Here is a 19,180-nt window from a genome sequence, read left to right as displayed (position 1 = left end):
GGTCAGCCCGCGGGGCCCGCCGGGGTCAGCACGAACACCGGAATCGACGGCGCGGCGGCGCGGAATTGCTCGATGGTGCTGTCCGGGGTCAACCCGGCGACATGACCCTTGACCTGCCAATACCACCTGGCCAGATAGCGCTGGAGCAACTCGGGCTTAGCCGCGTCGTCGAGCACGCCCGCCCGCATGCGCCGCCGCCGCCAGCGCGGACCCACCTCCACGACGGACGCGGCCCGGACATTGCGCGCCCACTGGGTGTTGCCGCGCGGGGATACCAGGTAGTCGACGCCGTCGACGGTCAGTAGGTTGACCACCACCGCGCGTTGCTTTCCCGTTTTGCGGCCGCGGACGCGCAGCGCCCGGGTTCCGGCGATGCTGATCCCCGCCTCGGCGAGCCAGCGGATGACCCCGTTCGCCGCGCGGGCGGCCCGGTTCGGTTTGTCGTATCGGGTGGACATGACGCGGCCCCTCAGCGAATCCTGGTCGAGCATTTGAGAGCGGTGCTCTCCTTTGTGAACACGCTGCCACAACCCGCCACGGAGGGCAAGAGCGGTGTTCTCGGTTGTGCCAGACTGACGGCGTGGGCAAACGCCAGGAATCGCGTGAGCAGATCGAGGCGCGCATCATCGAACTCGGTCGCCGCCAGCTGGTCGAGCGCGGCGCGGCCGGACTGTCGGTACGGGCCATCGCCCGCGACCTGGGCATGGTGTCGTCGGCGGTATACCGCTACGTGTCCAGCCGCGATGAACTGCTGACCTTGCTGCTGGTCGACGCCTATTCCGACCTCGCCGACACCGTGGATCGTGCCCGCGAGACAGTCGGGGACCTGTGGAGCGACGATGTCGTCGCCATCGCGCGGGCGGCCCGGGGATGGGCCATCGCGAACCCGGCCGGCTGGGCCCTGTTGTATGGCAGCCCCGTTCCCGGATATCACGCACCCCCAGAACGAACGGTCGCGGTGGGCACCCGGGTTGTTGCGGTGCTGTTCGACGCGGTGGCGGCCGGAATCGCCACAGGCGATATCCGGCTGACGAATGATCCTGCCCCCCAACCGATGTCGTCCGACTTCGAACGGATCCGCCACGAATTCGGGTTTCCCGGTGATGACCAGGTCCTGGCCAAGTGCTTCCTGCTGTGGGCGGGCGTGCTGGGCGCCATCAGCCTCGAGGTGTTCGGCCAATACGGCGCCGACACCCTGACCGATCCGGAATCCGTCTTCGAGGCCCAGCTGCGGCTGCTGGTCGACGTCCTGAGCCGGCATTGACGGCTTGCGATGGTCACGGGCAACCCAGAATTAGAACGTGTTCACCCGCCGACATCCCGGCCGTACGGGCTCGCCACGGCAAAGTCGGATAGGCCCTTTCTGGCGGGGGCCGTGACTGGACTATCCTGCGAGACGATGACGCTTCCCGTTCAATCACCGACGCAGATCGCCTGGGTCACCCCCGACCTCGATGCCACCGAAACGGCCCTCACCGGCCTGTTAGGCGTGCGGAAGTGGATTCGCATACCCGATGTGCACTTTGCTCCGGACGCGTGTAGCTACCATGGCCGGCCCGCCGACTTCTTTGCCAGCATCTCGCTGAGCTACCTCGGCGACATGCAATTGGAACTGATCGAACCGCTTCGCGGCGAGAACATCTATAGTGACTTTTTGGCCGATGGTGGCCCGGGTCTGCACCACATCTGCACGGAGGTCGAAAGCCCCGAGCACCTCGAAACGGCGGTGACCGAGGGCGCCGAGCAGGGCGCCACGGTCGTTCAGCGAGGCGTGATGCCCGGCGGCATCCAATTCGTCTACCTCTCAGCGCCGCAGGCGGGCGTGCCGTATCTCGAGCTCGCATACGTTTCGCCCGAGATGAGGGCGTTTTACGACTACATCAAACAGGAGCAGCGGTGAGTCCCGTCAGCGATGAGGCAGCGGGGGCACCCCAGGTTTGCGACGAGGAGGAGTGGCGCCAGTGAGCACGGAGATACCGGCAACAGTCAGTGCGGGCGAGGTGACCACGTGGTCGGATGACGTCGACGTCCTGGTGATCGGGTTTGGCATCGCGGGCGGTTGCGCTGCGGTCAGCGCCGCAGCCGCCGGCGCGCGGGTGCTGGTGCTCGAACGCGCCGCCGCCGCCGGCGGCACCACTTCGCTTGCGGGGGGCCACTTTTACCTCGGTGGCGGGACCGCGGTCCAGCAGGCGACGGGTCAAGAGGACTCGGTCGAGGAGATGTACAAGTATCTGGTCGAGGTGTCGCGCGAACCCGAGCTCGACAAGATCCGCGCCTACTGCGAGGGCAGCGTCGAGCACTTCAATTGGCTGGAAGACTTGGGTTTTCAGTTCGAGCGCAGCTACTACCCGGGCAAGGTCGTCGTCCCGCCGGGCACCGAGGGGCTCAGCTACACCGGCAATGAAAAGGTCTGGCCCTTCTGCGAGCGGGCCAAGCCGGCGCCGCGCGGTCACTCGGTGCCGGTGCCCGGCGAATTGGGCGGCGCCAGCATGGTTGTCGACCTGCTGCTCAAACGCGCCGACGCGCTGGGCGTGCAGATCCGCTACGAAACCGGGGCCACCAACCTGGTCCTGAACGACGACGGGGCGGTGGTCGGCGTCGCGTGGAAGCACTTCACCGACACCGGTGCGATCCGGGCCAAGTCGGTCATCATCGCGGCGGGCGGATTCGCGATGAACCCGGAGATGGTTGCCGAGCACACGCCAGCGCTGGGTCAGGAGCGACGCACCAAGCATCACGGCGTGGTGGCGCCCTACATCCTGGGCAACCCCAACGACGACGGTTTGGGCATCCGGATGGGCGTCTCGGCGGGCGGCGCGACCAAGAACATGGACGAGCTGTTCATCACCGCCGCGGCCTATCCGCCCGAGGTCTTGCTGACCGGTGTGATCGTCAACAAGGAGGGCCGGCGTTTTGTCACCGAGGACTCCTATCATTCGCGCACTTCTGCCTTCGTGCTGGAACAGCCCGACCAGACGGCATACCTGATCGTCGACGAGGCGCACACCGAGATGCCGGCCATGCCGCTGATCCGCTTCCTCGACGGCTACGAGACGGTCGCGGAAATGGAAGCCGCGCTTGGCATTCCGGCGGGCAACCTCGCGGCCACGCTGGATCGCTACAACAAGCACGCCGCTGCCGGTGAGGACCCGGACTTCCACAAGCAGCCGGAATTCCTTGCGCCACAGGACAACGGGCCCTGGGCCGTGTTCGATCTGTCGCTCGGACGGGCGATGTATTCGGGATTCACCATCGGCGGCCTGGCGGTGACGCTCGATGGCGAGGTGCAGCGCGCCGACGGCACCGTGGTGCCCGGTTTGTATGCCGCGGGCGCCTGCGCATCCAACCTCGCCCAGGACGGCAAGGGCTACGCGAGCGGAACGCAGCTGGGCGAAGGGTCGTTCTTCGGGCGCCGCGCCGGAGCGCACGCGGCCGCACGGGCCGGGGGAGCGTAGGCGCGCAACGGCACAGCGCCGGAGCGCACGCGGCCGCACGGGCCGGGGGAGCGTAGGCGCGCAACGGCACAGCGCCGGAGCGCACGCGGCCGCACGGGCCGGGGGAGCGCAGGCGCGCTAGACCTGCGCGGGTTCTTTGTCGACGGGGCCCAGCTGCCATGGGCCGCCGCCGAGCAGGTGCAGCTGCTGGGAGTGGTGCTGCTCGACGGTGGGCCGGTGGCTCACGCTGACCATGACGCACTCCGGCAGCTCGCCCCGAACCAATTGATACAGCGCGAATTCCAGGCCCTCATCCAGCGCGGAGGTGGCCTCGTCGAGGAAGACGGCCTTCGGTTTGGTGAGCAAGATGCGCGCGAAGGCGACCCGTTGCTGCTCGCCGGGGGAAAGCACCTTGGCCCAATCGTGCTCCTCGTCCAGCCGGTTGATCAGCGGTGCCAGGGCAACCTTGGTGAGCACGTCGTGCAGCTGCTCGTCGGACATGCCGTCCGGTGAGTTCGGATAGGCCACCACGGTGCGCAACGTACCGAGCGGCACATACGGCAACTGCGACAAGAACATCGTCTCGTTGTCACCATCCGGGCGGCACAGAGTTCCCGAGGCGTACGGCCACAGTTCGGCCAGGCTGCGCAGCAGCGTCGTCTTGCCCGCCCCCGAGCGGCCGGTGATCACCAGGGTGTCGCCCTGGTCGAGTTGGATGTCCAGGGAGTCGACCAACTGATCGCCCTCCGGCGTGCGCACCTCGATACCCCGAAGTTCGACGGCCGCCTCTTCACTGGGCTTGACGAGAATTGCCGGCAACGCGCGGCCCTTGCTGTTGGCGTCGACGAGGCCGTGCAGACGGATGATCGCCGCCCGGAAGGCCGCGAACGCGTCATAGTTGTTGCGAAAGAACGACAGTGAGTCGTTGATGTTGCCGAAAGCCTGAGCGGTCTGGGTGACATCGCCGAACGCGATCTCCCCGGCGAACAGGCGGGGCGCCTGAATCGCCAACGGCAGCGGAATGATCGTCTGCGTCGCCGACCAGTTCCATCCGTTGAAGATGATGGTCCGGCGGACGAACCTGCGGTAGTTGTCGATGACCGGCGTGAACCGCCGCCACAATTGGGTACGTTCGACGCGCTCACCGCGGTAGAAGCCCACCGCCTCCGCGGCGTCGCGCAACCGCACCAGGGCGTAGCGGAACGCGGCGTTGAGTTTCTCGTTGTTGAAGCTCAGCCAAATCAACGGGCGCCCAAGCCAAATCGCGACCACCGTCACGATCAACACATAGATCAGGACGGTCCAGAACATCGCACGCGGCACGGTCACTCCGAAAAGATCGAAGTCCCCGGACAAATTCCACAGGATCGCGGCGAACGAGATCACCGATGCCACCGCGTTGACGGCACCGAACAGCAGGGTGTTGGTCGTCCCGTTGGAGGGGATGTTCGGGGTGCCGCCCACTCCCGCGGTGAAGATGTCGACATCCTGTTGGATGCGCTGGTCGGGGTTGTCAATGGTGTTGTCGATGAACAGATCCCGGTAGTAGGCCCGGCCCGCGAGCCAGTCGTCGGTGAGATGGCCGGTCAGCCACATGCGCCAGGCGATGATGAACCGCTGCGTCAGGTAGATGTCGAGGATCACCCGGGCGATGAAGATGGCCGCCAGCAGGATGAAAATCCCGAGCGAGACCCAAAAATTGTGGATCCCGGACTGTTTGACCTCGTTGTTTCCTGTGGCGAGGCCTTTCAACGCCACCTGCAACGCCGTGTACATGTCGTTGCTCTGATAGCTGAACAGCACGTTGAGCCGGACCGAGAAGAGCACGAGCAGCAGCAGCACACCGAGCCCCAGCCACGCCTTGATGCTGGTCGGCCCGACGAAGTAGCCGCGTGTGATCCGCCAGAATTGGCGGCCCCACGGGGTCAGATACCTGGCGGCGACCAGCGCGGCCAGCAGACAGACGGCACCGATGACCCACGCGATGGCGAGCCACCGCAGGGAATCCTGAAATGCCGACGACCAATCGATGGACGATTTGAACAGCTTCGAGTCCAATTTCGGCGTCTCCTTCTGCGGTCGGCACTTCCCCGCAAGCTACCCGAGCGGTTGTCGAATAGGCTGCGCAGATGAGCATCGACGCTCCGTCCAGCCAGACCGTACATGCCGGCCGACTCATCGCGCGCCGGCTCAAAGCCAGCGGCGTCGACACCGTCTTCACGCTATCGGGCGGTCACCTGTTCTCCGTCTACGACGGATGCCGCGACGAGGGCATCCGGCTGATCGACACGCGCCATGAGCAGACCGCGACGTTCGCCGCCGAGGGCTGGTCGAAAGTGACGAGATCGCCGGGCGTGGCCGCGCTGACCGCGGGGCCGGGCGTCACCAACGGGATGAGCGCGATGGCGGCGGCGCAGCAGAACGCCTCGCCGCTAGTGGTGCTGGGCGGCCGGGCCCCGGCGCAGCGCTGGGGCATGGGCTCGCTACAGGAGATCGACCACGTGCCGTTCGTGGCGCCGCTGGCCCGCTTCGCCGCCACCGCACAGTCGGCCGACGAGGCGGGGCGGCTCGTCGACGACGCGCTGCGCGCGGCGGTCGGTGCCCCGTCGGGCGTGGCTTTCGTGGATTTCCCGATGGACCACGCGTTTTCCATGTCCGACGATGACGGCCGGCCTGGCGTCCTCGTCGACCTGCCACCGGGGCCCGCACCCGACGGTGACTCGCTTAGCCGGGCGGCCGCCTTGCTGTCCGGGGCGAAGCGGCCGGTAATCATGGCGGGCACCAACGTCTGGTGGGGGCGCGGCGAAGCGGCCCTGCTGCGCCTCGCCGAAGAACTCCAGATCCCGGTGCTGATGAACGGCATGGCCCGCGGCGCGGTTCCCGCCGATCACCCGTTGGCGTTCTCCCGTGTTCGCGGAAAAGCGTTGGGGGAGGCCGACGTTGCGTTGATCGTCGGCGTTCCCATGGATTTCCGGCTCGGATTCGGCGCGGTGTTCGGCGCGCAGACAAAGCTCATCGTCGCGGACCGGGCCGAACCCGAACGGCGCCATCCGCGCCCGGTGGAGGCCGAGCTCTACGGCGACCTGTTGACGATTCTCGCGGCGCTGGCCCCGGCCACGGGGACCGACCATCAGGACTGGATCGGCGAACTGCGAACCGCCGAGACCGCGGCGCGCGCCAAGGAGCAGGCCGAGCTGGCCGACGACCGCAGTCCGCTACACCCGATGCGGGTGTATGCGGAACTGGCACCCATGCTGGATCGGGACGCGATCGTCGTCATCGACGCCGGTGATTTCGGGTCGTACGCCGGGCGGGTGATCGACAGCTATCGACCGGGTTGCTGGCTGGACAGCGGGCCCTTCGGGTGCCTGGGTTCGGGCCCCGGCTACGCACTGGCCGCCAAGCTGGCCTGCCCCGACCGCCAGGTGGTGTTGCTGCAGGGCGACGGCGCATTCGGTTTCAGCGGCATGGAATGGGACACCCTGGTTCGGCACAACGTGCCGGTGGTGTCCGTGGTCGGCAACAACGGCATCTGGGGTCTGGAAAAGCACCCCATGGAGGCTTTGTACGGCTATTCGGTGGTGGCGGAGCTGCGCCCGGGGACGCGTTACGACGAGGTGGCGCGGGCTCTGGGCGGCCACGGCGAACTGGTCGCCGCGCCCGGCGAGCTGCGGCCGGCGCTGGAACGCGCTTTCGGCAGCGGGCTGCCCGCCGTCGTCAATGTGCTCACCGATCCCGACGTCGCCTATCCACGCCGCTCCAACCTCGCGTGATGAATCCGCGCGGTGGGCCACCGCGTACCGTTGACCTGTGCCTAAGACGACCCGCGCTCAACCCGGCCGGCTGAGCAGCCGCTTTTGGAAGCTGCTCGGCGCCAGCACCGAAAAGGACCGCAGCCGCTCTCTCACCCAGGTCAACGACTCGTCGGAGTATGACGACGAGGCCGCCGGGCTGAGCGACGAGCAGCTACGCAAAGCGGCTGGGCTGCTCAACCTCGATGACCTGGCGAATTCCGACGACATCCCGCAGTTCCTTGCCATCGCCCGCGAGGCGGGCGAGCGGGCGAGCGGGTTGCGGCCGTTCGACGTTCAGCTGTTGGGCGCGTTGCGCATGCTGGCGGGCGACGTCATCGAGATGGCCACCGGCGAGGGCAAGACGCTGGCGGGCGCGATCGCCGCGGCCGGGTACGCGCTGGCCGGGCGGCACGTACACGTCGTGACCATCAACGACTACCTGGCCCGTCGTGACGCGGAATGGATGGGCCCCGTCATCGAGGCGATGGGTCTGACGGTCGGCTGGATCACCGCCGAGTCGACCAGCGACGAACGCCGGGCCGCCTACGGCTGCGACGTCACCTACGCCTCGGTCAACGAGATCGGCTTCGACGTGCTGCGCGATCAGCTGGTCACCGACGTCGCCGATCTGGTGTCGCCCAACCCCGACGTGGCCCTGATCGATGAGGCCGACTCGGTGCTGGTCGACGAGGCGCTGGTGCCGCTCGTGCTGGCCGGGACCACTCACCGGGAGACGCCGCGGCTGGAGATCATCGAGCTGGCCGGCCAGTTGGAGGCGGGCACCGACTACGACACCGACGCCGACAGCCGCAATGTCCACCTGACCGAGGTCGGCGCCCGCAAGGTCGAAAAGGCGCTCGGCGGGATCGACCTGTACTCCGAGGAACACGTCGTCACCACCCTGACCGAGATCAACGTCGCGCTGCACGCGCACGTGCTGCTGCAGCGCGACGTGCACTACATCGTCCGCGACGACGCGGTGCACCTGATCAATGCCGCGCGCGGGCGCATCGCGCAACTGCAGCGCTGGCCCGACGGTCTGCAGGCCGCCGTCGAGGCCAAGGAGGGCATCGAGACCACCGAAACGGGCGAGGTGCTGGACACCATCACCGTGCAGGCGCTGATCAACCGCTACACGACGGTGTGCGGCATGACGGGCACGGCGCTGGCCGCCGGTGAGCAGCTGCGCCAGTTCTACAAGCTCGGGGTGTCCCCAATTCCGCCGAATGAGCCCAACATTCGTGAAGACGAGTCCGACCGCGTCTACATCACCGCCGCGGCCAAGAACGACGCGATCGTCGCACACATCGCCGAGGTGAACGAGACCGGTCAGCCGGTGCTGGTGGGCACCCGCGACGTGGCCGAATCCGAGGAGCTGCACGAGCGGCTGCTGCGCCGCGGGGTACCCGCGGTGGTGCTGAACGCCAAAAACGACGCCGAAGAAGCCCAGGTGATCGCCGAGGCCGGCAAGTTCGGCGTCGTCACCGTCTCGACGCAGATGGCCGGGCGCGGTACCGACATCCGCCTCGGCGGCTCCGACGAAGCCGACCACGACCGGGTCGCCGAGCTGGGCGGGCTGCACGTCGTCGGGACCGGGCGGCACCACACCCAGCGTCTGGACAACCAGCTGCGTGGGCGCGCCGGGCGGCAGGGCGATCCGGGGTCGTCGGTGTTCTTCTCGAGTTGGGAAGACGACGTGGTGGCCGCCAACCTCGACCACAACAAGCTGCCGACGGACACCGACGAGGACGGCAAGATCGTCAGCCCCAAGGCGGCGGGCCTGCTCGACCACGCACAGCGGGTGGCGGAGGGCCGGATGCTGGATGTGCACGCGAACACCTGGCGCTACAACCAGTTGATCGCCCAGCAGCGCGCCATCATCGTCGATCGGCGTAATACGTTGCTGCGCACCCCAACCGCGCGTGAGGAACTCGCCGAGCTGGCGCCCAAGCGCTACAAGGAGCTGGCCGAGACCGACGGAATCTCCGAACAGCGCCTGGAGACGATCTGCCGGCAGATCATGCTCTATCACCTCGACCGCGGCTGGGCCGACCATCTGGCGTACCTGGCCGACATCCGGGAGAGCATCCACCTGCGGGCGCTGGGCCGGCAGAACCCGTTGGACGAGTTCCACCGGCTGGCGGTCGACGCGTTCGCGTCGCTGGCCGCGGACGCGATCGAGGCGGCCCAGCAGACGTTCGAAACCGCGAACGTGCTAGACGAAGAGCCCGGACTGGACCTGTCCAAGCTGGCGCGGCCGACGTCGACCTGGACCTACATGGTCAACGACAACCCGCTGTCGGACGACACGCTGTCCACCCTGAGCCTGCCCGGGGTCTTCCGCTGACGCCTGGTGCGCGCCCAGCCGCGCGCTCGCCGTTGGGCTAAGGTCACGGCTCATGGAGCCGGTGCTTCCGCCCAATCGGGTGCTGACGGTGCCCAACGTGCTCAGCGCTGTCCGCCTGGCGCTGATCCCGGTGTTCGTCTACGCCCTGGTGGTCGCGCACGCCAACGGATGGGCGGTCGCGATTCTGATGTTCAGCGGCGCCTCGGACTGGGCGGACGGCAAGATCGCCCGGCTGCTCAATCAGTCCTCGCGCCTGGGTGTCCTGCTCGACCCGGCGGTCGACAGGCTCTACATGGTTGCGGTGCCCATCGTGCTCGCCGTCGGCGGCATCGTGCCGTGGTGGTTCGTCATCGTCCTGCTCGCGCGCGACGGTCTGTTGGCGACGACGCTGCCGGCGCTGTGGAGTCGGGGCCTGTCGGCCTTGCCGGTGACCTACATCGGCAAGGCCGCGACGTTCGCACTGATGTCCGGCTTTCCATTGGTGTTGCTGGGCACCTGGGATGCGCTGTGGAGCCGCGTGATCGGGGCCTGCGGCTGGGCTTTTTTGATCTGGGGCTTGTATGCGTACCTGTGGGCGTTCGTGCAGTATGCGGTGCAGATGATTCTCGTGCTGCGCCGGATGCCCAAGGTCGACCGCGACTCTCGCCCGTCGGCCGCGGCAAGGGTGGCTGACCATGGCTGACGCGGACCGTCTGCTCGGCGGTTACGACCCCAATGCCGGTCGCGGCGCGCACGTGGCATCGCGGCCCAAGCTGATCCCGGTGCCGTCGCTGCTGCGCGCGCTGCTGTCCGAGCACCTCGATCCGGGCTACGCCGCGGCGGCGGCCAAACGCGGCACCGCCGACGCACCCCGCAGCCGGCGCCAGCGCGTGTTCGGTTGGCTCTGGCAGGCCGCCGCGGCGCTGCTGATCGCGACCGTCTTCGCCGCCGCGGTCGCGCAGGCCCGCTCGGTGGCGCCCGGGGTGCGTTCGGCCCAGCAGCTGCTGTTGGGCAACGTGAGGTCGACGGAAGGCTCCGCGGCCAAGCTGAACCAGCGCCGCAGCGAGCTGGCGACGCGCGTCGACGATGTGCAGCGCCACGCCCTGGCCGAGAACGCCGAGGGGCAGCGGCTGCTGAAACGGCTTGACGCCCTCAGCCTGGCGGCCGCGAGCACGGCGATCATCGGACCGGGCCTGAAGGTGACCGTCACCGATCCCGGTGCCGGCCCGAACCTTTCCGACGTGTCCAAGCAGCGGGTCAGCGGCAGCAGGCAGATCATCCTGGACCGCGATCTGCAGCTGCTGGTCAACTCGCTGTGGGCGAGCGGCGCCGAGGCCATTTCGGTCGGCGGTGTGCGGATCGGGCCGAATGTGACGATCCGGCAAGCCGGCGGCGCGATCCTGGTCGACAACAACCCGACCACCAGTCCGTACACGATCCTGGCCATCGGGCCGCCGCGGGCGATGCGCGACGTCTTCGACAACAGTGCCGGCATGCAGCGACTGAGGCTGTTGCAGATCTCCTACGGCGTCGTGGTTACGGTGGACTCCGCAGACGGTCTCACGCTTCCTGCCGGGTCGATCCGGGATGTCAAGTTCGCCAAGCAGATTGGGCCACAGTGAGAAACGCCCCCATCAGACACGTTCGCCTGGGTGAGACGCGGACGGGAAACCAAGCATGATCGGTATCGCAGCGCTGGCAATCGGCATCGTGCTCGGGCTGGTTTTTCATCCCGCGGTACCCGAGGTCGTCCAGCCCTACCTGCCGATCGCGGTGGTCGCGGCGATGGATGCGGTGTTCGGCGGGTTACGTGCTTACCTGGAACGGATTTTCGACCCGAAGGTCTTCGTGGTTTCGTTCGTGTTCAACGTCTTCGTGGCCGCGCTGATCGTCTATGTCGGCGATCAATTGGGCGTGGGCACGCAGTTGTCCACCGCCATCATCGTCGTGCTGGGTATCCGCATCTTCGGCAATGCCGCCGCCCTGCGCCGTAGGCTGTTCGGGGCGTAACCGCGCCGGCGACGATGCAGAGCAGAAAAGCGATGTGGGGGCACGCCCCCACGAGTGGGAGGTACCCCCACCCGCCTGCGGGGGCGAGAAGCGGCGCAATAACGCAGTTGAGGTCAACGTGAGCCAGGATCCGCCAGACCACGCCGCCGGCCAACGCGCCGCCGGCGGCCAAAGTGGTGACGGGCCAACCAAGCCCGGTGGCTCCGGCGCCGATGCGACGGCAGAGCCGGGTGCGTCGCGCGGCCGCCACGAACTGGCCGCGAAAAGCCCGCGGCCCGAGATCGGCCCGGTGCACGACACCGGGCTGTCCGGCCTGGTGCGCGGCGGTCGGTCCCGGATGGTCTTCGGGACGTTGGCCGCCATGCTGTGCCTGCTCCTGGGCCTGGCCATCGTCACCCAGGTCCGCCAGACCGAGTCCGGCGACTCGCTCGAGACGGCCCGTCCCGCAGACCTTCTGGTGCTGCTCGATTCGTTGCGACAGCGCGAAGGCACACTCAACACCGAGGTGAACGAGCTTCAGAACACGCTGAATGCCTTGCAGGCGTCCGGAAACAACGACCAGGCGGCCATCCAGTCCGCACAGTCCAGGCTGGCGGCGCTGTCCATTCTGGTCGGGGCGGTCGGGGCCACCGGGCCCGGCGTCACCGTCACCATCGACGACCCCGCACCCGGGGTGTCGCCCGAGGCGATGCTCGACGTGATCAATGAGTTGCGGGCCGCCGGCGCCGAGGCGATCGAAGTCAACGACGCCCACCAATCGGTGCGAGTGGGTGTCGACACGTGGGTGGTGGGTACGCCGGGGTCGCTGATCATCGACTCCAAAACGCTGTCTCCGTCGTATTCGATTCTGGCGATTGGCGATCCACCTACCCTCGCCGCCGCCATGAACATTCCCGGCGGCGCGCAGGACACGGTGAAGCGCGTCGGTGCGCGAATGTCGGTCCAGCAGGCCGACCGCGTGGACGTGACCACCTTGCGGCAACCAAAACCGCACCAATACGCTCAGCCCGTCAAGTGAGCGCCGCCCGAACAGAACAGGATCACCCGTGAGCGATATTCCGCCCGACCTGCGCTACACCGCCGAACATGAATGGGTTCGCCGAAGCGGGGATGACACCGTGCGAGTGGGCGTCACCGATTTTGCGCAATCGGCGTTGGGCGATGTCGTTTTCGTTCAGTTGCCCGACGTGGGCACCGAAGTCACCGCGGGCGAATCCTTCGGCGAGGTCGAGTCGACGAAATCGGTGTCGGACTTGTACGCCCCGGTGTCGGGCAAAGTGTCGGCGGTCAACACCGATCTGGACGGCAGTCCGCAACTGGTGAACTCCGACCCGTACGGAGCCGGCTGGTTGCTGGATGTGCAGGTTCCCGAAGTCGGCGCATTGGAGTCGGCCATTTCTTCGCTGCTGGACGCTGAGGCCTACCGCGGAACGCTGACCGAATGACGATTGCTAATGTCCCTGCAGCCCCGCACAGCGAGCGTGCGGTGCAGCCGGGGTACGGGGGAGTCGAAGTTTCGGATCGTCAGGTGGTGGGCGCATTGCAGGCGGGTGCGCGGTACCGTCGACACATCGACCTTTGAAGACCTTCGGAGATCGCTGAGAGACACGTGAAAGACACTTGCAAGTAGAAGACGGCAGTAATCGGCATACCGGGCAACCAAACCTGGTGCGAAAGCCGGCCGAGCGGCCCGGACAGACAACGCCACAGCAGCCAGTGAGGAGCAGCGCGTGACGGACATGGACAACGACCAGAATTCGGACGAAGTCACGGTAGAGACGACTTCCGTCTTCCGTGCCGACTTCCTCAACGAGCTGGACGCTCCCGCACAAGCGGGCACCGAGAGTGCGGTATCCGGAGTCGAGGGACTCCCCGCGGGCTCGGCGTTGCTGGTCGTCAAGCGGGGACCGAACGCCGGTTCTCGCTTTTTGCTGGACCAGCCCACCACGTCCGCCGGTCGGCACCCCGACAGCGACATTTTTCTCGACGACGTAACCGTCAGTCGTCGGCACGCCGAATTCAGGTTGGAAAACAACGAATTCAGCGTGGTCGACGTTGGTAGTCTCAACGGCACTTACGTCAACCGTGAGCCCGTGGACTCCGCGGTGCTCGCCAACGGAGACGAAGTGCAGATCGGCAAGTTCCGCTTGGTGTTTCTGACCGGACCCAAGCAGGGTGAGGATGGAGGATCTTCAGGCTAGTGAGCGCGCCCGATAGCTCGGCACTCGCCGGGATGTCGATTGGGGCGGTCCTGGAACTGCTGAGGCCGGACTTCCCCGATGTCACCATCTCCAAGATCCGCTTCCTGGAGGCCGAGGGTCTGGTGACACCGCAGCGGGCCGCGTCGGGGTATCGAAGGTTCACCGCGTACGACTGCGCGCGGTTGCGGTTCATCCTTACCGCGCAACGTGATCACTATCTGCCGCTGAAGGTCATCAGGGCGCAACTGGACGCCCAACCCGACGGCGAGCTGCCGCCCGAACGAACGACTTATTCCGCCCCGCGCCTGGTGTCCGTGGCCGGAACCGGGGAGGCCGCCGGGGCGGACTCGGGCTCCGACACCTCGGCGGTGGCCCCCACCCATGTCCGGCTGAGCCGCGAAGAACTGCTGAACCGCGCGGGCGTAGGAGACGACCTCCTCACCGCGCTACTCAAAGCCGGAGTCATCACCACCGGACCCGCCGGCTTCTTCGACGAGCACGCGGTGGTCATCCTGCAGTGCGCGCAGGCGCTGTCGGATTACGGTGTCGAGCCACGACATTTGCGCGCGTTCCGCTCGGCCGCCGATCGGCAGTCGGACCTGATCGCGCAGATTGCCGGTCCGGTAGTCAAAGCCGGCAAGGCCGGCGCGCGCGATCGCGCCGACGATTTGGCGCGCGAAGTCGCGGCGCTCGCCATCACGTTGCACACCTCGTTGATCAAAGCCGCCGTTCGCGACGTTCTGGATCGCTGAGGACTAGACTTCGGTCGACAGCTTGGTTTTCGGCAGTAGGGCGGACTTTGACCTCGCCGTCGCTGGCGATCACCAATCCAACCGGCGCCACTATGCGGAGGGCAGACACAAATGGGTGAAGTTCGTGTTGTCGGCATTCGCGTCGAGCAGCCGCAAAATCAGCCGGTGCTGTTACTGCGCGAAACGAACGGTGACCGCTACCTTCCGATCTGGATCGGTCAGTCGGAGGCCGCCGCCATCGCGCTCGAGCAGCAAGGCGTTGAGCCGCCACGCCCGTTGACGCACGATCTGATCAGGGATGTCATTGCCGCGCTTGGGCATTCGCTGAAAGAGGTCCGGATCGTCGATCTGCAAGAGGGCACCTTCTACGCCGACCTGGTGTTCGACCGCAACATCACCGTGTCGGCCCGTCCGTCCGACTCGGTGGCGATCGCGCTGCGGGTCGGCGTTCCGATCTACGTCGAAGAAGGCGTGCTCGCCCAGGCCGGGCTGCTGATCCCCGACGAGAGCGACGAGGAAGGCGGCACCGCCGTCCGGGAGGACGAGGTGGAGAAGTTCAAAGAATTTCTCGATAGCGTATCTCCGGACGATTTCAAAGCCACCTAGCGCAAACCTGCTACCACCAGCACTTGGGAACGGCGGGGCGGCTGGTTTAGCCTGGAATGCGACATCACGGATCCGTCTCGAACCACACCGAGATGTCGACACGCTGGTGGATAGCCCGCCCACTTGGCCTCGCGGCGGCCATACTTTGTTCGCGACTACAGGCGCGGTGGCTATCGGAAAGCGTAAGCTCTACTAGCACTCGGGCCTGAGCAAACGTGGCTGCGCTGCAGCCAGGGACGCAGCTAACGACGAGAGCGCGATCGCGGGAAGGAACCACCGTGAGCGAGCAGCCACGCCAAGAGCAGCTCAACCTAGCTGAGAGCGGCAGCCCGGCGACCAGTGACCGCAGCGTCACCGTAGCCAGCGCACCCGTGCAGCCCGGACTCTTCCCGGACGACTCCGTGCCCGACGAGCTGGTCGGCTACCGCGGTCCGAGTGCCTGCCAGATCGCCGGCATCACGTATCGACAGCTGGACTACTGGGCGCGCACCTCGCTTGTGGTCCCGTCGATCCGCAGCGCGGCGGGCTCCGGCAGCCAGCGCCTCTATTCCTTCAAGGACATCCTGGTCCTCAAGATCGTCAAGCGGCTGCTCGATACCGGGATTTCGTTGCACAACATCCGCGTCGCGGTCGACCATCTGCGTCAGCGTGGTGTCCAGGATCTGGCCAACATCACCCTGTTCTCCGACGGCACCACCGTTTACGAGTGCACGTCGGCCGAAGAGGTCGTCGACTTGCTGCAGGGCGGGCAGGGCGTCTTCGGCATCGCCGTGTCGGGCGCCATGCGCGAGCTCACCGGCGTCATCGCGGACTTTCCCGGCGAGCGGGCCGACGGGGGCGAGTCGATCGCCGAGCCCGAGGACGAACTGGCGTCCCGGCGCAAGCACCGCGACCGCAAGATCGGCTGACGGCGCGCCCGTGACTTGAGCGGCCGGGTAAACTGGGCTGCGCATCGCATTCGAGCGGGAGAGTTTCGTGGCTGCCAGCCACGGACGCCGAAGGAGCAACACCTCTCCGTCAACCTCTCAGGCACCCGGACCGCACGAAATCTCGATGCCTCTGGAAAGCGGCGTGGGCCTGCGGTCCGCACCCGCCGATGGGGAAAGGCGCGCAGGCAGCATCGGCGCCGAATCTCTCAGGCGCCCGGTGAACGGGTGAAGACAGAGGGAGAGGGCCGTTAGTCCTCTGCCGTGATATGTCTTCGTCCGCTTACTCAGGAGTTCCAGTGTCCGACCAATTCACTTTCGCTGCTCGGCACATCGGCCCTGACAGCCAGGCCGTCGCCGCCATGCTCGCCGTCATCGGCGTGGACTCACTGGACGAGCTCGCCGCCAAGGCGGTTCCGGACGGCATCCTGGACCGGTTGACCGACGGTGGCACCGCGCCCGGCCTCGACCGGCTGCCACCCCCCGCCAGCGAGGCCGGGGCGCTCGCCGAGCTGCGGTCGTTGGCCGAGGCCAACACCGTGGCCGTGTCCATGATCGGGCAGGGCTACTACGACACGCTCACGCCTCCGGTGTTGCTGCGCAACATCTTGGAGAACCCCGCCTGGTACACCGCCTACACGCCGTACCAGCCGGAGATCAGCCAGGGCCGGCTCGAGGCGCTCCTGAACTTCCAGACGATGGTCGCCGACCTCACCGGCCTCGAGGTCGCCAACGCCTCGATGCTCGACGAGGGCACGGCGGCGGCCGAGGCCATGACGTTGATGCAGCGCGCGGCGCGCGGTAAAGCCAACCGCCTGGCGGTCGACGCCGACGTCTTCGCCCAGACCGCGGCCATTCTGGCGACCCGGGCCAGGCCGCTGGGCATCGAGATCGTCACCGCCGACCTGCGCAACGGTCTTCCCGACGGGGACTTCTTCGGCGTCATCGCCCAGCTACCCGGGGCCAGCGGCCGGGTCACCGACTGGTCGGGCCTGGTGGAGCAGGCGCACGACCGGGGAGCACTGATCGCCATCGGCGCCGACCTGCTCGCCATGACGCTCATCACGCCGCCCGGCGAGATCGGCGCCGACGTCGCCTTCGGGACCACCCAAAGATTCGGCGTGCCAATGGGATTCGGTGGGCCACACGCCGGCTACCTGGCGGTGCACGCCCGTCACGCCCGCCAGCTGCCGGGCCGGCTGGTCGGTGTGTCGCTGGATGCCGACGGGTCGCCGGCCTACCGGCTCGCGTTGCAGACCCGCGAGCAGCACATCCGCCGCGACAAGGCGACCAGCAACATCTGTACCGCGCAGGTGCTGCTGGCCGTGATGGCCGCGATGTACGCCAGCTACCACGGCGCCGAGGGGCTGACCGCGCTGGCGCGCCGCGTACACGGTCACGCCGAGGCGATCGCCGCCGCCCTCGGCGATGCGTTGGTGCACGACAAGTACTTCGACACCGTGCTGGCGCGGGTGCCCGGACGCGCCGCCGAGGTGACCGCCGCGGCCAAGGCCAACGGCATCAACCTGTGGCAAGTCGACGACGACCACGTATCGGTGGCCTGCGACGAGGTCACCACCGAGAAGCATGTCGCCGCCGTGCTCGAGGCGTTCGGCGTCCAGGCCGCCCAGCCGAGGTGCGCCGGCATCGTCACCCGCACATCGGAATTCCTCACCCATCCGGCGTTCACGCAGTACCGCACCGAGACGGCGATGATGCGCTACCTGCGCACGCTGGCCGACAAAGATATCGCCTTGGACCGCAGCATGATTCCGCTCGGGTCCTGCACCATGAAGCTGAACGCCGCCGCGGAGATGGAGCCGATCACCTGGCCGGAATTCGCCCGTCAGCACCCATTCGCGCCGGCGTCGGACACCGCCGGCCTGCGGCGTCTGATCGCCGACCTGGAGACCTGGCTGGTGCAGATCACCGGTTACGACGCCGTCTCGCTGCAGCCCAACGCCGGCTCGCAGGGCGAGTACGCCGGGCTGCTGGCGATTCACGAATACCACGCCAGCCGTGGGGAACCGCACCGCGACATCTGCCTCATCCCGTCCAGTGCGCACGGCACCAACGCGGCGTCGGCGGCGCTGGCCGGAATGCGGGTCGTCGTGGTGGCCTGCCACACCAATGGCGACGTGGACCTCGACGACCTGCGCGCCAAAGTCAGTGAGCACCGCGACCGGCTGTCGACGCTGATGATCACCTACCCGTCCACGCACGGCGTCTACGAGCACGACATCGCCGAGATCTGTGCGGCCGTGCACGACGCCGGGGGGCAGGTCTACGTCGACGGCGCCAACCTCAACGCCCTGGTGGGACTGGCGCGGCCGGGCAGGTTCGGCGGCGATGTCAGCCACCTGAACCTGCACAAGACGTTCTGCATTCCGCACGGTGGCGGCGGACCCGGCGTCGGGCCGGTGGCGGTGCGTTCGCACCTGGCGCCGTTTTTGCCGGGGCACCCGCACGCACCCGAGTTGCCCCACGGACATCCGGTGTCGGCGGCGCCCTACGGGTCGGCCTCGATCCTGCCGATCAGCTGGGCCTACATCAGGATGATGGGCGCCGAGGGATTGCGCGCGGCGTCGCTGACCGCGATCGCCTCGGCCAACTACATCGCCCGGCGCCTCGACGAGTACTTCCCGGTGCTCTACACCGGCGAGAACGGGATGGTTGCCCACGAATGCATTCTGGACCTTCGGGGGATCACGAAGTCCACCGGCGTTACCGTCGACGACGTGGCAAAGCGGTTGGCGGACTACGGTTTTCACGCCCCCACCATGAGTTTCCCGGTGGCCGGCACGCTGATGGTGGAGCCCACCGAGAGCGAGACGCTGACCGAAGTCGACGCGTTCTGCGACGCCATGATCGCCATTCGCGGCGAGATCGACCGGGTGGGCGCGGGGGAGTGGCCCGCCGACGACAACCCGTTGCGGGGCGCGCCGCATACGGCCGAGTGCCTGGTGGTGGGCGACTGGGATCACCCCTACACCCGGGAGCAGGCCGCCTATCCGCTGGGTAAGGAGTTCCGGCCCAAGGTGTGGCCGCCGGTGCGTCGCATCGACGGCGCCTACGGCGACCGCAACCTGGTCTGCTCGTGCCCGCCGGTGGAGGCGTTCGCCTGACGGTCC

Annotated in this window: 17 protein-coding genes and 1 riboswitch; of the genes, 15 read left to right on the top strand and 2 right to left on the bottom strand. The window is 67.4% G+C overall.

What is annotated here, in order from left to right; all coding sequences use genetic code 11:
• Positions 1 to 2: 2 nt before the first annotated feature.
• A complete protein-coding gene (locus tag AC5Y30_RS04380; protein WP_499916630.1) occupies positions 3 to 458 on the bottom strand; it encodes a nitroreductase/quinone reductase family protein in 456 nt (151 codons plus the stop codon).
• A gap of 122 nt (positions 459 to 580) precedes the next feature.
• Between AC5Y30_RS04380 and AC5Y30_RS04375 the strand changes: the two genes are divergently transcribed.
• The 3 genes from AC5Y30_RS04375 (at position 581) to AC5Y30_RS04365 (ending at position 3,455) form a co-directional block, all read left to right on the top strand.
• Positions 581 to 1,264 carry a TetR/AcrR family transcriptional regulator gene (locus tag AC5Y30_RS04375; RefSeq protein WP_499916628.1) on the top strand — a complete coding sequence of 228 codons (684 nt, stop codon included), beginning with the start codon at positions 581 to 583 and terminating at the stop codon, positions 1,262 to 1,264.
• A gap of 135 nt (positions 1,265 to 1,399) precedes the next feature.
• On the top strand, positions 1,400 to 1,900 hold the full coding sequence (locus tag AC5Y30_RS04370; RefSeq protein WP_499916626.1) for a VOC family protein: 501 nt from the start codon (positions 1,400 to 1,402) through the stop codon (positions 1,898 to 1,900).
• A gap of 61 nt (positions 1,901 to 1,961) precedes the next feature.
• Positions 1,962 to 3,455 carry an FAD-binding protein gene (locus tag AC5Y30_RS04365; protein WP_499916624.1) on the top strand — a complete coding sequence of 498 codons (1,494 nt, stop codon included), beginning with the start codon at positions 1,962 to 1,964 and terminating at the stop codon, positions 3,453 to 3,455.
• Between the two features lie 117 nt (positions 3,456 to 3,572).
• Here AC5Y30_RS04365 and bacA read toward each other — a convergent pair whose 3' ends face one another.
• The gene (gene bacA, locus AC5Y30_RS04360) at positions 3,573 to 5,492 is read right to left on the bottom strand and encodes a vitamin B12 ABC transporter pemease/ATP-binding protein BacA (protein WP_499916622.1); all 1,920 of its coding nucleotides are present in this window, start codon (positions 5,490 to 5,492) and stop codon (positions 3,573 to 3,575) included.
• 71 nt (positions 5,493 to 5,563) lie between these two features.
• Here bacA and AC5Y30_RS04355 point away from each other — a divergent pair, with 71 nt between their 5' ends.
• The 12 genes from AC5Y30_RS04355 (at position 5,564) to gcvP (ending at position 19,174) form a co-directional block, all read left to right on the top strand.
• Positions 5,564 to 7,207 (top strand): acetolactate synthase, encoded by a 1,644-nt coding sequence (locus tag AC5Y30_RS04355; RefSeq protein WP_499916620.1) that lies wholly within the window; start codon positions 5,564 to 5,566, stop codon positions 7,205 to 7,207.
• A gap of 37 nt (positions 7,208 to 7,244) precedes the next feature.
• Positions 7,245 to 9,575, top strand: coding sequence for an accessory Sec system translocase SecA2 (secA2, locus tag AC5Y30_RS04350; protein WP_499916618.1), 2,331 nt, complete (start codon positions 7,245 to 7,247; stop codon positions 9,573 to 9,575).
• A 52-nt stretch (positions 9,576 to 9,627) separates the two neighbouring features.
• A complete protein-coding gene (locus tag AC5Y30_RS04345) occupies positions 9,628 to 10,257 on the top strand; it encodes a CDP-alcohol phosphatidyltransferase family protein (protein WP_499916616.1) in 630 nt (209 codons plus the stop codon).
• The gene (locus AC5Y30_RS04340) at positions 10,250 to 11,176 is read left to right on the top strand and encodes a DUF881 domain-containing protein (protein ID WP_499916614.1); all 927 of its coding nucleotides are present in this window, start codon (positions 10,250 to 10,252) and stop codon (positions 11,174 to 11,176) included. The genes AC5Y30_RS04345 and AC5Y30_RS04340 overlap by 8 nt, the downstream gene beginning before the upstream one ends.
• A gap of 55 nt (positions 11,177 to 11,231) precedes the next feature.
• Positions 11,232 to 11,564 carry a small basic family protein gene (locus AC5Y30_RS04335; RefSeq protein ID WP_499916612.1) on the top strand — a complete coding sequence of 111 codons (333 nt, stop codon included), beginning with the start codon at positions 11,232 to 11,234 and terminating at the stop codon, positions 11,562 to 11,564.
• A gap of 253 nt (positions 11,565 to 11,817) precedes the next feature.
• Complete coding sequence (locus tag AC5Y30_RS04330) at positions 11,818 to 12,582, top strand: DUF881 domain-containing protein (RefSeq protein ID WP_499916793.1); 765 nt, start codon at positions 11,818 to 11,820, stop codon at positions 12,580 to 12,582.
• A 28-nt stretch (positions 12,583 to 12,610) separates the two neighbouring features.
• The gene (gene gcvH / locus AC5Y30_RS04325; protein WP_499916610.1) at positions 12,611 to 13,009 is read left to right on the top strand and encodes a glycine cleavage system protein GcvH; all 399 of its coding nucleotides are present in this window, start codon (positions 12,611 to 12,613) and stop codon (positions 13,007 to 13,009) included.
• 294 nt (positions 13,010 to 13,303) lie between these two features.
• The gene (gene garA / locus AC5Y30_RS04320) at positions 13,304 to 13,765 is read left to right on the top strand and encodes a glycogen accumulation regulator GarA (protein WP_007771376.1); all 462 of its coding nucleotides are present in this window, start codon (positions 13,304 to 13,306) and stop codon (positions 13,763 to 13,765) included.
• The gene (gene ftsR / locus AC5Y30_RS04315; protein WP_499916608.1) at positions 13,765 to 14,517 is read left to right on the top strand and encodes a transcriptional regulator FtsR; all 753 of its coding nucleotides are present in this window, start codon (positions 13,765 to 13,767) and stop codon (positions 14,515 to 14,517) included. Before garA ends, ftsR begins: the two co-directional genes overlap by 1 nt.
• Before the next feature lie 111 nt (positions 14,518 to 14,628).
• Entirely contained in the window at positions 14,629 to 15,123 is a 495-nt protein-coding gene (locus AC5Y30_RS04310; RefSeq protein ID WP_007771374.1) for a bifunctional nuclease family protein, read from the top strand.
• Between the two features lie 278 nt (positions 15,124 to 15,401).
• Entirely contained in the window at positions 15,402 to 16,031 is a 630-nt protein-coding gene (locus AC5Y30_RS04305; RefSeq protein ID WP_499916605.1) for a MerR family transcriptional regulator, read from the top strand.
• Between the two features lie 45 nt (positions 16,032 to 16,076).
• Positions 16,077 to 16,174: riboswitch (glycine riboswitch) on the top strand.
• 174 nt (positions 16,175 to 16,348) lie between these two features.
• Positions 16,349 to 19,174 carry an aminomethyl-transferring glycine dehydrogenase gene (gene gcvP, locus AC5Y30_RS04300; protein WP_499916604.1) on the top strand — a complete coding sequence of 942 codons (2,826 nt, stop codon included), beginning with the start codon at positions 16,349 to 16,351 and terminating at the stop codon, positions 19,172 to 19,174.
• Positions 19,175 to 19,180 lie beyond the last annotated feature (6 nt).

Source organism: Mycobacterium sp. NGS27, from assembly GCF_059813005.1.
The sequence above is the reverse complement of the archived record's forward strand: the minus strand, read 5'-3'. Positions and strand labels throughout refer to the sequence as shown.